Origin of the sequence: Paraburkholderia phymatum (assembly GCF_040965635.1) — a bacterium.
Taxonomy (GTDB): domain Bacteria; phylum Pseudomonadota; class Gammaproteobacteria; order Burkholderiales; family Burkholderiaceae; genus Paraburkholderia; species Paraburkholderia phymatum_B.
This window is the reverse complement of the sequence record NZ_JBFRCH010000036.1, coordinates 55,701-70,057: the sequence shown is the minus strand read 5'-3', so window position 1 is coordinate 70,057 and position 14,357 is coordinate 55,701. Positions and strand designations below refer to the sequence as shown.

The window sequence follows — 14,357 nt, the reverse complement described above, 5'->3', positions numbered from 1 at the left end:
GGGGCACTGCGGCTCGCAGGCCGAGCAGCCGGTGCACGTCGACGCAATGATCTTCAGGGCCATGCGACACTCCTTGCAATGATGATCGGTGTACGCCCGGTGAGACAGGCATGACTATCCTGCCTGCCGCTCAAGCAGCGGCATCAGCGGTCGCAGCCGTCAACGCGCCCTGCGGGATCGTGGCTTCACCACGTTGCGCGTGCACGATCACGCCGTCGGCTACACGGCTGCAATAGTCGGCGAACCACGCAAGCGCCGCCTTTTCGATAAATTCGCCCGCGTACTGGTCCACCGGCTCGACGCCCGCGCGCGATAGTTCCTTGCGCGGACACGCGCCAATCTTTGCGACCAAGACAGCATGACAATCGCTGATCGCGCGCATGAGTCGGGGCAGGCCCTCGTCGTCGCCATAGCCGCCTTGGCAATAAAGGTCCACACGGCGGTGGCCGACGAAGAACGCTCCGGCAGCGCCAACCTCGAAAATCTGGAATTCGGAGACATGCCCGAAATGCGCGTTCACCCGGCCGCGCCCCTTCGTCGCGACGGCAATCAGAACCTTCATGTCGCCCTGCACCGCGCTCGCCTGCGCGAAGGCAAGCGCCTCTTGTTTCGCACCGCGCTGCATATCGACTTCGGCTTCCAGGCGACGCTGATATTCGCGGCGACCGTCGAGGTCATAGTCGACTTCCATGTGGTCGATCCTGTCTAGCGTGAACTCCTCGCGACGATCCTCGCCCAGAAGCCCCACCGCGTCGGCACGGCACTGCCGGCAATGGCGCATCAGGTTCGTGCCGCCCATGCACGCCTCCTGCACAGTATTAAGCTCACGCGCAGTCGGACCACGCTGTCCGTGCAGGCCGAAATACGTGCCATGCTCTGGCTCGGAGATCAGCGGCATGATGTTGTGCAGAAAGGCACCGCGCCTCTTCACCTCGCGATTTACCTCGATCAGGTGTTCGTCGTTGATGCCTGGAATTAACACCGAGTTGATCTTCGTAAGTACGCCACGCGCAGTCAGCATCTCGAGCCCTCGCATTTGCCGCTCGTGCAAGATGCGCGCGGCCTCCTTGCCCGTGAGTCGTCGGTGGCCCCAGAAAATCCACGGATATATCTTTTCGCCGATGGCGGGATCAACCATGTTGATGGTGATGGTTACGTGGTCAATGTTGTGCTCGCAGATCTCATCGACAAGCTCCGGCAACGCGAGTCCATTCGTCGACAGGCATAGCCTGATGTCCGGAGTCCGCTCGCGAAGCATACGGAAGGTGTCAAAAGTCTTTTTCGCATCAGCCAGCGAATCCCCGGGACCTGCAATGCCAAGCACGGTCAGCTGCGGGATCCGGCCGGCGACGGCCACTACCTTTTTTACCGCTTGCTCCGGCGTCAGCTTCTCCGACACGACGCCAGGCCGGGACTCGTTCGAACAGTCATATTTGCGATTGCAGTAGTTGCATTGGATGTTGCACGCTGGGGCAACCGCCACATGCATCCGCGCATAATGACGATGCGCCTCTTCTGAATAGCAGGGGTGATTCTTTATCTTTTCCCACACCTCTGTCGGCAGGTCATGGGGGATGCCTGACGAACCGCGGCCAGACTGACCGTCGCCACCACTGCGTGAACAACAACCGCCGCCCGGGGGGGCGAGCGCTTCGACTGCGGAGCCCAAGCGCGTTATCTGCCCGATGCCGATATAGGCGGTCGAGGGCAGCATGCTGTGGTTCTCGCTATCTTCCATAGATATCTCCTCGCAACCGGACGGCGGCCGCGCTAGGCAAAAGCGAAATCCGTGCCACTCCAACGCGATTCGCTTCGGGGTCTCGTTCAATCTTGGAACTGGTAAGACCCCGGTGGTAGGGCCGATCAGGTTTCTCGGGTTGCGCCCGGCATTCAAATTCGACAAACCCGACTAATGTGTCGCTGTTGCGACACCATCACAATTGCGCTGTTTCGACCGCGCATTAGTTCGCATATCAAATTATTCTAATGACAGCCACGACGACGATGCATCAAGAACCGATGCAGCGCTCAATCCGCTCGCAGTCGCCTGATGAACGGCAACGCTGTCAGGAAAATGACATTGGCGACACGAATAGCCGGTCGAAATCCACGCAGAGCACTCTGTCACCGGTGATGCTTGCTTGGCACGAGCCTTGCGAAGCCATTGGGTAACAATTCCATAGACCGTTGAAATGCTCAAACCGATGATCAACGATACGACACTCCGGGACGGGGAACAGGCCGCCGGTGTCGCGTTTCACCCCGAGGAAAAATGCGCGATCGCCGCATCACTGTCGCGTGCGGGCGTGGCCGAACTCGAAATCGGAGTTCCGGCCATGGGCGAAGACGAAATCGCGTGCATCGAGGCCATTGTCGATCTCAAGCTCGACGCCAGTCTGATGGTTTGGGGCCGCCTCACCGATGGGGATCTCGCTGCGGCATTGCGCTGCCGTGCTGATATCGTTCACCTCTCCATTCCGGTTTCGGACATTCATTTGCAGTACAAGCTGCGTCAGTCGCGCGGTTGGGTACTAGCACAGATAGCACGCATCGTCGAGGAGGCAGCGAAAAATCACTCTAAGATTTCTCTTGGCATGGAGGACGCCTCGCGCGCGGACCCCTCGTTCCTCATAGAAGTCGCTCGCTGCGCGCAGCAATATGGAGCGCAGCGAGTGCGGTTTGCGGATACCGCGGGTGTGCTGGATCCCTTTAAGACCTTCCACGCCATTGCAGCGCTGCGCAATGCTGTCGATCTCGAGATCGAAATTCATGCACACAATGACCTTGGGCTTGCCACAGCCAACACTCTCGCCGCTTTTGGGGCCGGCGCCACGCACGCGAACACCACCGTCAACGGCTTGGGTGAGCGGGCCGGCAATGCGGCGCTGGAAGAAATCGTGATGGGCGTGCGGCACCTGCTGGGACGTGACACAGGCGTCGACACGCGAGCGCTGCTCGACATTTCCTCGTTGGTGGAACAGGCGTCAGGCCGTACGGTTTCATTCAACAAGAGCATCGTCGGTCGAGGTGTCTTTACTCACGAATCGGGCATACACACCGACGGCATGGCCAAGCATCCCACCACTTACGAGGGATTGGACCCAGCTGAGCTCGGCCGGCAACGGTCGATGATACTCGGCAAACATTCTGGATCTCAAAGTGTGCGCGAGGCCTACGACGCTTTAGGCGTGAGGGTCGCTGAGCGACTCATCCCGCAGCTGCTTGCGCGCATTCGTTCTTTCGCCGTGCAACACAAGCAGGCGCCCAGTGCAAGGGATTTGCACCGCTTCCTGGCCCAGGCCCGCGGCACGCGAGTGAAGGCGTCATGAGTGTGCTTCCAAACGTGTCCAATAGGAGCAACGATATGCAAAGAGTTATCGAGCAACTGCATCACCTCTCATCGATCGAGGATTTCATGCGATTCTTCGAGATCGAATTTGATGAAAAGGTGGTGAACGTGAGCCGCCTGCACATCCTTAAGCGCTTCTTCCAGTACATCGAGCAACAGGAAGAACTGCCGCGGGACAATGCGACGGGCGTGCTCAACGTCTACCGAAGTCTGCTCCAGAAGGCCTACAACGACTTTGTTGTGTCCACGCCTGCGGAGCAGAAGGTATTCAAAGTTTTCCAGGAAGCGGACGGACGGAGACTCATCCCCCTTGACAAGGTGTGCGCGTCGTTGCCCACCCGCGGCGCCGCCTGACCCGGAGTACCCTCAATGCATATTGTCGTCTGCATCAAGCAGGTCCCGGATTCGGCGCAGATCCGGGTTCATCCAGTCAACAACACCATCATGCGCCAAGGCGTGCCGGCAATTGTGAACCCGTACGATCTGTTCTCGCTGGAAGAAGCGTTGCGGATAAAGGATCGCTTCGGCGGCGCGGTCACGATGCTCTGCATGGGACCGCCACAGGCTGAGGACGCGCTCCGTAAATGCATCAGCTACGGCGCCGACGACGCCGTGCTCGTCACCGATCGTGCGTTCGCTGGCGCCGATACGCTCGCGACATCGTATGCGCTCGCCGCCGCTATCAGGCAGATTGCAACAGAACAGGCGGTGGACATCGTCTTTACCGGCAAACAGACGATCGACGGCGACACCGCTCAGGTTGGCCCCGGCATTGCCAAGCGCCTCGGCGTCCAGTTACTCACCTATGTGTCCAGAATCGTCGAGATCGACCTCGACGCGCGCACGATCGTCGTCGAGCGTCGCGCCGAAGGGGGCGTGCAGGTACTCAAAACTGCATTGCCATGTCTTGTGACGATGCTTGAGAACACTAACGAACTGCGCTTCGCAACACTGCCCGCAATGATCCACGCGGCAGGCTTCCCAGTGCGCAAATGGAACCGCGAACAGGCCGGCATTGATGACGCGAGCAAGATCGGGCTGAAAGGTTCACCGACCGTGGTCCGCAAAGTGTTCGGCCCGACGCCGCGCGCTGAAACGGTTGAAATGCTCGAACTCGGCGCGTCCAGCTTCCACGAAGTGTCGCTAAACCTGACGCATAAGATATTCACTCGCCATCCGACACTGGAGGCGGACGTGCTGATGAAGAGGGACTCATGAACTCGCCCGCTGCCTCAAACAAGAAGCCGGCCATGCCAGCCAAACCGGCCGGAGGACGTAACCTCGATCTGCCCGAGCACCTAAAAGCCTACCAAGGTGTCTGGGTCTTTCTTGAGCACGATCGGGGTCACGTACATAGCGTGTCGTGGGAACTGCTCGGTGAGGCGCGCAAGCTCGCAGACAAACTCGGCAGCGACGTCGCCGTGGCGGCGCTCGGCGGTACGGACGAGCCACTTGAACAGTTTGCAACCCAGGCGTTCAGTTTCGGCGCGGACAAGGCATACGTGATTCACGATCCGGTATTGCTCGGTTACCGCAATGAGCCGTTTACAAAAGGGCTGACCGATCTGGTCAACAAGTACCGCCCTGAAATCCTGCTGCTCGGTGCAACCTCAACGGGCCGAGATCTCGCCGGCTCTGTGGCTACGACGCTCTCGACCGGCCTCACCGCCGACTGCACCGAGTTAAACATTGATCCAGCCTCGCGCGCGCTGGCGGCCACGCGGCCGACGTTTGGCGGCTCGCTACTTTGTACGATCATGACGCTCGCATACCGTCCGCAGATGGCGACGGTGCGCCCGCGGGTCATGGCGATGCCGCAGGCGCAAACGGGGCGCGGCGGCGAGATCGTGAAGGAGGCGCTTGGGATCGTTGAGGCCGACATTGTGACCAAATTGCTCGACTTCATCGCCGATGACAAAAGCAATCAGGTCAACCTGCCCTACGCCGACGTCATAGTTAGCGGCGGCAAGGGACTAAAGAACGCGGAGAATTTCCAGCTCGCGTTCGATCTGGCACGCGTGCTCGGCGGCGAAGTTGGAGCAACCCGTCCGTGCGTGCAGGCGGGCTGGGTGGAGGCCGATCGGCAAGTCGGGCAGACAGGCAAAACCGTGCGGCCGAAACTTTACATCGCTGCGGGCATCTCGGGCGCGATCCAGCACCGCGTCGGCATGGAGAGTTCTGACGTCATCGTCGCGATCAACACCGATCCGAACGCTCCGATTTTCGACTACGCGCACTATGGCATCGTCGCGGACGCACTGCAACTGCTGCCGGCGCTGACTCACACGTGCAAGGACCATCTGGAGCTGCAGCAGATGCGTAGCAAAAGGAGAGCATGATGAAAAAAACCTCACGATTCGATGCGATCGTCGTTGGTGCCGGACCGTCTGGCAACGCCGCAGCTTACGTGATGGCCAAGGGCGGACTGGAGGTGCTTCAGATCGAGCGCGGCGAATATCCTGGCAGCAAAAACGTTCAAGGCGCGATTCTCTACGCAAACGCGCTAGAACAGATCATTCCGGACTTTCGTGACCACGCTCCGCTCGAGCGCCACATCATCGAGCAGCGCATGTGGATGCTCGATGATACTTCCTTCGTGGGCACTCACGTGCGTAGCGACGACTACAACAAGCCACCGTACAACCGCTACACGATCATCCGTGCGCAGTTCGACAAGTGGTTCTCATCGAAGGTGCGCGAGGCCGGCGCATTGCTGATCTGCGAGACCACGGTGAATCACCTGATCATGGATGGAGATCAGGTAGTCGGCGTGCAATGCGATCGGGAGCAGGGCGAGGTCTATGCAGACATTGTGATTCTCGCGGACGGGGTCAACTCAACGCTCGCGCGCAAGGCAGGCTTTCACAGCGAAATCGAGGCGAGCAACGTCGCGCTAGCTGTGAAGGAGATTCTCTTCATGCCAGAGGAGACCATTCGCCAGCGCTTTAACGTTGGCGATGAGGAAGGCGTCGTGATCGAGATGGTTGGCAGGATCACCGAAGGCATGGCGGGAACGGGCTTCCTCTACACCAACAAAGAGTCGCTGACCATTGGGGTCGGCTGCATGCTGAGTGATTTCAAAAAGAACTCGAACCGCATGAGCCCGTATGTGCTGCTCGAAAAAATGAAGCGTCATCCGTCAATCGTGCCGCTCATTGCAGGGGGCGAGATGAAGGAGTACTGCGCTCATCTAATTCCCGAAGGGGGCTTCGACGCGATACCGCAAGTGTACGGCAATGGCTGGATGATCGTCGGTGACTCAGGCGGCTTCGTCAACGCCGCGCATCGCGAAGGTTGCAACCTCGCCATGACAACAGGACGCCTCGCTGCCGAAGCCGCCATCGCCGCAAAAGCGGCTGGCCGCGGCTACCGCGCTAACGCACTAGCCACGTATAAAGACGCGCTCGACGATAGCTTCGTGATGAAAGACTTATACAAGTACCGCGACATGCCGAAAATCCTGCACCGCAATCCACAGTTCTTTACGACATACCCTGATCTCGTCGCCAAGGCGGCCCGCACCATGATTACCGTGGATGGCGTCGACAAGAAGACCAAGAAGCACGAGGTTATGGCCAGTTTCCGCGAAAGCCGCTCGCTGACCGGGCTCGTCGGCGACGCGTACAAATTCTGGAGGGCCTTCCGATGAAAACGGTCACTGTCAACATCGAGGAAAAGCTGTTTCAGAACCGCTACCGCGTGGACGTAGGCCGGCCGCACGTCCATATCAAAAACGTTGACGTCTGCACCAACGACTGTGCCGACAAAAGCTGCACCTTCGTGTGCCCTGCGTCCTGTTATCGGAAGGAGAACAACGGCTCGGTCACGCTGATAACCGACGGCTGCCTGGAATGCGGCAGTTGCCGCATTTTATGCACAGAGCACCACAACCTCGAATGGGCGTACCCCCGCGGCGGGCATGGCATCCTGTTCAAGTTCGGGTAGAGAAACACATCGTTATCAAATCGGCTCCCGAACTTCGCGAAGGCGGGGGGAGCCCCCATCATCGGAGCAAGTTGATGAACCTCATTACCGGTATCGAATCGACCGACCTCTTCGGCGGCAACGTCCCCGCCGCCGTGCTAAAGCTGATCGACACGGCTCGCGGCGGCGACGATGAGGATGTGGCCGCCGCGCTATGGACCGCGGTTCTGACGTACCCGCGCTGCCTGCCCCCCTACTATCTCCTGTATAAGTTCCATGCGAACCGCGGTGAACTTGGCGAGGCGCAGGAGGTCGCGACCAAGGCTTTGACGATCGCCGCCCGACAAGCGTCGATCGACAGCAACTGGTGTGCGGTACAACCGGGCGATGCGGACTTCACCATTCCTGGTCCTAGCCGCTTCTGGCTATTCACGCTCAAGGCACTGGCGTTCATCAGCGTGCGGCGCGGCAACCGCGCCGTTGCACTGAAGCTGATCGCCAAGCTACGCAAGCTGGACCCTACCGATTGCGTCGGTTTCGATGTCGTGGAAGCATTGCTGGCACAGTCCGGGTCGCGATAATTTGGTAGTACATCCTCGGCACGGCTACCGCCAGTCTCCCTGCGAGTTTCTGCGCGTTTGAGTGTCAGTGTCGAACCTGACAGTCATCGCACACCTTCCCCGCGGGCGCATGCTCACTTGGGCAGCCAGAATCTTCATTCCGGTCCGAAGCAATCCGCGAAATCCGCGCAGTCGCCGCAGTACGGGGCCTTGCAGATAGACAACGCCTCTCGCTCGCACAGTTGCTTATGGAGGAATTTTTTCCACTTCATGCCGTGGACGTTTTTCTCAGCGAGCCGTGGAAACCAGTAGCCGAGCAGCCCCGACAATTCATGACGCGAAGGAAGGCGCAAGTCCTGCCAGAGGTGTTTGTCCCGAACACACGCGCAGGCCAAGGCATGGGAAATGCAATGGACTTCGCTGGTTGTACCTGCGCGCGGATCAGCATGCGCCTTGAACAGGGTTATGAGGTCTTCGACCTCGTCGTAACGCGAGCCACGCCGCGGGGTGGTCGTAACCAATGCACCCTGTGGCAGCGATAATGCATCGTCCGCGCCTGGGAACCACCGTGCAAGTAGCCAGCGGGTCTCGTCGGCGTTCAGTCCGCGGATAGGCAGTATGCGCACGCCGGCTTCCTCGAACGCCGCTGAAAGCACTCCAGCGAGTGCAAGGACCGTGCAGTCGTTAGTGTTTATCGCGTGGCGCATCAGCGTCGCATGGAAATCCATAGTCATACTCTCGCGCTCAAATCTGCGCCGGGGCGTGCCTGTAGCACTTTTTTGGACAGATCTTCGCACACGCCGTGCAGCCGATACACAACAGTGGGTGCGCAATTGTCATGACCTTCTTTTGGTACTCCTCTTCATCATCGTCATCGAGCGGAATGAGGGCGCCGTCCTCGCTTACACCAACGAGTTGAAGGACACCTCGAGAACACACTCGAAAGCATCGCCCGCAGCCGATGCATTTTTCCTCGTCGAGCGAGGAGACAAAAGCCGGAGTCCAGGTTTCGCCACCGGGTAGCTTCACGCTGAAGGTATCGTTCATGTCAGCCTCCCGGGTTCACCCGGAACCGCCGCTGCGGTCTTGCGAGCGTCCATCAGTGCGGCATGCGCGTCGTGACAGCGCTGGGCGACGATCAGGATCTGCTCCCAACCTGTCGGCAGTTCTTCCGACAGGTCATGCAGATCCATCTTGGCTTGCACGGCCAATGCATTGAGCTTTTTCAGGCGCGCCTTCAGCTCTTGCGGGTCATTCATCATGTCCTCCCCTGTCACACGACCCACTGCGGGCGTCGCGGAGCCGCCAGCGCGGCAATCGTGTCGGTGATTGAGTTAGCGATCAAATATCTCGTCATCCTCCAATATCGTATGATCTGCCAGCATTTTTGGTGAGTGCCTTGCGCAGCCACGGTGGCGGTGTGCCCTTCAGGACGTCCCTCAGCTTAATCAGGATGTCCTCGATCGGCTCCGGCTGCGAAACCTTGACCGGATGGACCTTCAGCGCAACCACGCGCGCCGCGCCCGAACCGCCAATAGCCGCGACGTACAGGATCGCACAGCCGTGGATCACTTCAAGCTTCTGCGCGAGCTTGTCCTCGTCGCCGTCCTCCTCCAGATTGTCACCAAAATAAAAGGCTTCCACGAACTTATGACTGTCGGCCGTTACATCGTACGTAACAATGTTCTTCGCCGACCCAAAGTGCGCGTCGACATGCACCTTATCCTGCGTGGCAAATGCAATTTTCATGCGATGGGTTCCTAGTAATGTTCATAGTGCTGGCTGTAATCACCAGCACCGTCATTTCATAGCTGGGGCTGCTACGGCGACTGCGATCGACGATGGCGGCAACGCCCAGTCGGCTGGATGGCGGTGTGCAATCTGTGCGGTCAGCAGATTTGCTATTTCGAAAATAAGGTTCATCGTGCCTCGATAGCCGATCTGGCAACGATGTGCGTTACCGATGCGATCAAACACGGGAAAGCCTACGCGCATGAGTGGCTTGTCAAGGCGCGCGGCCATCTGCCTGCCGTGCGAATGGGTGATGAGCAGATCGCAACCGGTCGCGGCTCGCTCCATGTCCTCCAGGTCACCCAGCACCACCCTGCTCGCCGAAAGTAGCGCATGCGACGCCGATGTGGTCGTGCTGACGCAGACCGACAGTTCCGCGCCCATTTCCTGTAGCAGCGAACCGATTGCGAGCAGCAAATCCGGTTCTGCACCCACGGCCACCTTGATACCGCCGGTGTAAAAATGGCCGTCGAGCATCGCATCGAGCAGTTGGCTGCGCTGGCGGCGGTACTTTGCCGGAACGGCCTGCCCCGAAAGTTGCGCGAGGCGCTGCAAGAACCGGTCATTGGGTTCGAGCCCGGTGAGCCGCTCGAAAATTTCGAACGGCGTCCCAGCTATCGACTCGAGCGTCTGCGCACCTTCGCGGGTTTGCTCTCCAACTCCGATTGTAAAGACCGAACCACCCGCCATCCGGATCTGATCGAGCGTGGTTCCGCCTAGCGTGGTACCACGCCAGACAGGCGAAACGTGGCCGTCGAGCGAACGCGAGACGTCGGGAAGTATGATCGGGTCTAGCCCGAATGCGCTGACGATCTCTCGCAGTTCGTCAATATCGCCCGGCGATAGATGACTACCGGGTAGCAGATTGACCTGTCGGTGCACAGTAGGCAGCGGCTTTACCAGCGTCTTCACGATCGCGCTAAGAGCATGCCTGTAGCCGTCTTCAAAGGCGCCAACGTAATCCGGCGTCGAAACGTAGACGAGTTCGGTGTCGTTCAGTTCGGGCTCGCGTTTGCGCACCGTCGCGAGATGGCCCACGATGTCTTCCCCGTTCGTCTCGGTGAGCCCCGTCGAGCAGAGCACGATGATTTTTGGCGCCGCGCGCCTACGGATGTTTAGCAGCGCCGTCTCGACATTTTCATATCCGCCGAGAATAGTGGTGACTTCATTCATCGCTGTTGTCTGCAGCGGAATTGCCTCCCTGAAATGGCGCACCAGCAGCACGAGGCCGAACGACGTGCAGCCCTGCGAGCCGTGCATCACTGGCATGCACGCGTCGAGTCCCATGGCCGCATAGCTCGCGCCAAGCGGTTGGCTCATTTTCAGCGGATTGACCGTGCAAGCTTTCTTTGACTCAACGACTATAGCCATGTTGTTCGCTCCACGCTGCGCTCAGGCTGTGACGCTCGGGCGAACGCCAGTCGAGCAATCCTGCACGCTTGCGCGCCGCAACGCTGGCGTCCTGTCCTCCGGGAACTGCGGCAGACCAGTACCGAGCCTCTCAGCCTCTTCATCCCATGGCGCCGGAATACGCACCAGGTCCCAGACCGGGTTATGGATCGCGCGGTCGATTTCGCGTACTAGCGCGACGATGCCCTCATACCCGGCGTACGGATGATGGCGTTCCTGGTTGACGTCGAGCCATGGCGTGCGCGCCTTCAGCGCGACAAACTGCGAGCGCCCACCAGACAGCATGATATCGGCCTTCGCGTCGCAGAGCATCGTGTACATTTCGTGTGCCGTCATATTCTCGACCATGCGCGCGTCGTCTCCCATGATCTCATTGATCCTGTCCTTGTCGCCATCCGTGCTCTTCTTAACACTCGTGCCGACGATCTCGAGCCCCGCCTCCTGCAATGCCGCCACAACCGACCACGACTTCACACCGCCCGTAATCAGCAACACGCGCTTGCCATCGAGGCGCTCGCGGTACGGAGCAATGCGAGCCCAGGCACGCGCCTCTTCTGCCGCAATCAAGCGCTCGGTACGCGCAAGCAGGTCCTCGGCTGCGCCCTGCTGCACCAGCAGCGTCGCGACCCGGCGTAGCGCATCGCTCATATCGCCGATTCCGTAGAACGAGCCCTCAAAGTACGGAATGCCGTAGCGCTGCCACATCTTTGTCGCGACGTTGATCATCGACTTCGAGCACACCACCATATTGACCTTCGCGCGGTGCGCACTCGCTATCTCACTGTACCGGCCGTCGCCGGAAATGCAGGACAATATACGAATACCCAGCGCATCGAAGAGCGGCTTCGTCTGCCACAGTTCACCCGACAGGTTATATTCGCCGATGATATTAATGTCCCAAGGCGTCGTATACGCCGGTTCGCGAGTGCCAATCACGTAATCGAGAAGCGCCTCGCCCCCAAGTTTGTTCCCCACGTTCTTCGATCCGGCGAAACCGGGGGCATTCACCGGTATAACGGGCTTCCCGAACTTTTCGGATGCGTGTTTGCAAACCGCTTCTATGTCGTCGCCGATGAGCGCGGTCACGCACGTCTGATAGACAAACACGGCGGGCGGATCGTACTTTTCTATGATCTCGCGCACACTACTGAAGAGCCGCCTCTCGCCACCATAGATCACATCGAGTTCATTGAGGTCAGTCGTGAAGCCTGTGCGGTAGAGCGTCGACCCGGAAGATGCCGCATGCCTGTTATCCCAGGAGTTCCCCTCGCATGCGATCGGGCCGTGAACGAGGTGAGCAACGTCAACAACCGGCTGCAGTGCGATCTTCGCGCCGTCGAACGCGCACCCGCCAGCCGCCGCTCCCGGCGAGACTTGTTTCGCGCAGCCCTGCTTGCGCTCCTTCTCGCTCTTGGCCTGGTTCTTCGCGCAACCTGGCTCCTCGAACACTTCGGCAGTCCTCGTCTTGAACAACATCGTCGACTCCTGACAATCTGCGGTCCACGACGACAGGCAAGTTGCATACCATCGATGTAGAGCGCATGCGACACCATTGCGGCGCCGTGCAGGACCAGGAATTGTCGTCATTGGCATCATCCAGACGGAGTTGAACGGATCGCGACATTGCACGGCAATGCAGATGTACTCGCGGGCCTTGTGTCTATCAGAAGCGACGTACCTTGATCTCGTGCTTGCGCAGCGCATAACCGATCTGCCGCGGCGTGATGCCTAGGAGCCGTGCTGCTTTCGCCTGCACCCAGCCACAACGCTCCATTGCCCAGACGAGCCGCTCACGCTCGCCCTCCGGCCTGCCGTCGCCGCGAGGGACGTCGAACCGGCCGCCGTTAAGATCGGCGGCGTGGCCGCTTGCGAGCGCGTTCGACGCTTCGCTCGCAGCAAGCTCCGACGGGGGACCGGGACGCACAGCATCTTCACGCTCGATGTGATGCAATACCTTCGTCAGGCACTGGTCGATCTCGCAGAGGAAGCAAAGGCGATCTATGATCTGATGGTGTGTCATCGTCGCAGTGCGCTCAACACAGTTCTCGAGTTCGCGCACGTTGCCGGGCCAGTAACAGCTCGACAGCACGCGCAATGCTTCGTCGCTGAAGCGCAGTGAACGACCGTTCTCGCGATTGAAACGATCGAGGAAATACTGCGCCATTGCCGGAATGTCTTCGCGACGCTCGCGCAGCGGCGGCAAAAGAATACTTACCACGTTGATGCGATAATACAGATCCGCGCGGAACTCCCCGTCCCTCACCATTCGTTCCAGATTGCGATTCGTCGCAACAATCAGCCTTACGTCGACTCTTACCGGCGTCGCGCCACCTACCCGTTCGAACTCCCGCTCTTGCAAAACGCGCAAGAGCTTGGCCTGGAAGGACGGAGAGATATCGCCGATTTCGTCGAGGAAAAGTGTCCCGCCGTGCGCTAGCTCGAAACGCCCCTTGCGTTGAGATTGCGCCCCAGTGAACGCGCCCTTCTCGTGGCCGAACAACTCGCTTTCGAGCAGCGTTTCCGTGAGCGCCGCGCAATTCACCGCGATGAATGGCTGCTCCTTGCGCGGGGATAGACGACAGATTGAACGCGCGATCAATTCCTTGCCCGTACCGCTCTCGCCGCGCAACAGCACCGTCGTTCTCGACGGCGCCACTTGATGGACCTGCGCAAAAACCTGCTGCATCGCCGTCGACGCACCGATCGTGTTATCGAGCTGATATGCACGAATGGTTTCCTTACGCGGGCGCCTGACCGGCTCTGCGCCGTCGCGCATGGGCTTCTCGTCACGATGAAGCAGCAGCGCCTGTGCCATCGGCGCCGCTACAATCTTCATAAGCTGAAGGTCATCGCCGAAAATGCGTTTGCCGTCCGCATTCTCGCAAAAAGCCACAAGCACGCCGAGCGGCCGCCCTTCGTGCCGGATCGGAGTCCCGAGCAGAGCGACATGTTCACCTTCCGATACACCGAAGGCTCCGATGTCGTCCGCGAAAAGCGGTTCTTCATTCAGCTCAGGCACAACCACTGCCGCGTCGCTCGAGTGCAACCGTCCTACGATCCCTTCTCCAGACAAGAATCGCGCACTGTCGCGCCATCCCTCTGACAACCCAGTGCTGCACAAACTGCACAGATGTCCATTCGGTTCCCTGACGGCGATGAACGCGGAGCGCCATCCGAGCGCATATGACAGATAACGCAGCGACCTGTCCAACGTCCGCTCGGCATCACGGGACGAGACTAGCGTCTTTACTACTTCGTACACTACATCGAAATCTCGAGGTCTCTCGTTGACATGAAAATGCGGCATCGATTTGAACTCCGGC

At 59.5% G+C, this 14,357-nt stretch carries 14 protein-coding genes and 1 pseudogene; 7 read left to right on the top strand and 8 right to left on the bottom strand.

From position 1 onward, the window contains the following. Positions 1 to 130: 130 nt before the first annotated feature. Entirely contained in the window at positions 131 to 1,738 is a 1,608-nt protein-coding gene (gene nifB, locus AB4Y32_RS34025; protein WP_368725503.1) for a nitrogenase cofactor biosynthesis protein NifB, read from the bottom strand. A 454-nt stretch (positions 1,739 to 2,192) separates the two neighbouring features. Here nifB and nifV point away from each other — a divergent pair, with 454 nt between their 5' ends. The 7 genes from nifV (at position 2,193) to AB4Y32_RS33990 (ending at position 7,854) form a co-directional block, all read left to right on the top strand. Beyond that, positions 2,193 to 3,329 (top strand): homocitrate synthase, encoded by a 1,137-nt coding sequence (nifV, locus tag AB4Y32_RS34020; protein ID WP_342944300.1) that lies wholly within the window; start codon positions 2,193 to 2,195, stop codon positions 3,327 to 3,329. A 35-nt stretch (positions 3,330 to 3,364) separates the two neighbouring features. Beyond that, positions 3,365 to 3,703: a nitrogenase stabilizing/protective protein NifW gene (gene nifW, locus AB4Y32_RS34015; RefSeq protein WP_368725502.1), complete on the top strand. Its 339-nt coding sequence runs from the start codon at positions 3,365 to 3,367 to the stop codon at positions 3,701 to 3,703. A 15-nt stretch (positions 3,704 to 3,718) separates the two neighbouring features. Next, complete coding sequence (locus AB4Y32_RS34010; protein ID WP_368725501.1) at positions 3,719 to 4,567, top strand: nitrogen fixation protein FixA; 849 nt, start codon at positions 3,719 to 3,721, stop codon at positions 4,565 to 4,567. Further along, the gene (locus AB4Y32_RS34005) at positions 4,564 to 5,688 is read left to right on the top strand and encodes an electron transfer flavoprotein subunit alpha/FixB family protein (RefSeq protein WP_368725500.1); all 1,125 of its coding nucleotides are present in this window, start codon (positions 4,564 to 4,566) and stop codon (positions 5,686 to 5,688) included. Before AB4Y32_RS34010 ends, AB4Y32_RS34005 begins: the two co-directional genes overlap by 4 nt. Beyond that, positions 5,688 to 6,998 carry an FAD-dependent monooxygenase gene (locus AB4Y32_RS34000; protein WP_342937509.1) on the top strand — a complete coding sequence of 437 codons (1,311 nt, stop codon included), beginning with the start codon at positions 5,688 to 5,690 and terminating at the stop codon, positions 6,996 to 6,998. The genes AB4Y32_RS34005 and AB4Y32_RS34000 overlap by 1 nt, the downstream gene beginning before the upstream one ends. Next, entirely contained in the window at positions 6,995 to 7,294 is a 300-nt protein-coding gene (locus AB4Y32_RS33995) for a ferredoxin family protein (protein WP_342937508.1), read from the top strand. The genes AB4Y32_RS34000 and AB4Y32_RS33995 overlap by 4 nt, the downstream gene beginning before the upstream one ends. A gap of 74 nt (positions 7,295 to 7,368) precedes the next feature. Further along, positions 7,369 to 7,854 carry a hypothetical protein gene (locus tag AB4Y32_RS33990; protein ID WP_342937507.1) on the top strand — a complete coding sequence of 162 codons (486 nt, stop codon included), beginning with the start codon at positions 7,369 to 7,371 and terminating at the stop codon, positions 7,852 to 7,854. 134 nt (positions 7,855 to 7,988) lie between these two features. On the opposite strand, the gene AB4Y32_RS33985 is transcribed toward AB4Y32_RS33990, so the two are convergent. The 7 genes and pseudogenes from AB4Y32_RS33985 to nifA form a co-directional block, all read right to left on the bottom strand. Further along, positions 7,989 to 8,561: a nitrogen fixation protein NifQ gene (locus AB4Y32_RS33985; protein WP_368725505.1), complete on the bottom strand. Its 573-nt coding sequence runs from the start codon at positions 8,559 to 8,561 to the stop codon at positions 7,989 to 7,991. Between the two features lie 16 nt (positions 8,562 to 8,577). Next, positions 8,578 to 8,880 carry a ferredoxin III, nif-specific gene (gene fdxB, locus AB4Y32_RS33980; RefSeq protein WP_342944298.1) on the bottom strand — a complete coding sequence of 101 codons (303 nt, stop codon included), beginning with the start codon at positions 8,878 to 8,880 and terminating at the stop codon, positions 8,578 to 8,580. Then, the gene (locus tag AB4Y32_RS33975) at positions 8,877 to 9,095 is read right to left on the bottom strand and encodes a CCE_0567 family metalloprotein (RefSeq protein ID WP_368725499.1); all 219 of its coding nucleotides are present in this window, start codon (positions 9,093 to 9,095) and stop codon (positions 8,877 to 8,879) included. Before AB4Y32_RS33975 ends, fdxB begins: the two co-directional genes overlap by 4 nt. A gap of 72 nt (positions 9,096 to 9,167) precedes the next feature. Beyond that, a pseudogene (gene nifX / locus AB4Y32_RS33970) lies at positions 9,168 to 9,582 on the bottom strand (nitrogen fixation protein NifX). 51 nt (positions 9,583 to 9,633) lie between these two features. Continuing rightward, the gene (gene nifN, locus AB4Y32_RS33965) at positions 9,634 to 10,995 is read right to left on the bottom strand and encodes a nitrogenase iron-molybdenum cofactor biosynthesis protein NifN (protein ID WP_368725498.1); all 1,362 of its coding nucleotides are present in this window, start codon (positions 10,993 to 10,995) and stop codon (positions 9,634 to 9,636) included. A 21-nt stretch (positions 10,996 to 11,016) separates the two neighbouring features. Then, positions 11,017 to 12,510 (bottom strand): nitrogenase iron-molybdenum cofactor biosynthesis protein NifE, encoded by a 1,494-nt coding sequence (gene nifE, locus AB4Y32_RS33960; RefSeq protein ID WP_368725497.1) that lies wholly within the window; start codon positions 12,508 to 12,510, stop codon positions 11,017 to 11,019. A 187-nt stretch (positions 12,511 to 12,697) separates the two neighbouring features. Next, entirely contained in the window at positions 12,698 to 14,341 is a 1,644-nt protein-coding gene (gene nifA / locus AB4Y32_RS33955; RefSeq protein WP_368725496.1) for a nif-specific transcriptional activator NifA, read from the bottom strand. Between the last annotated feature and the right edge of the window lie 16 nt (positions 14,342 to 14,357).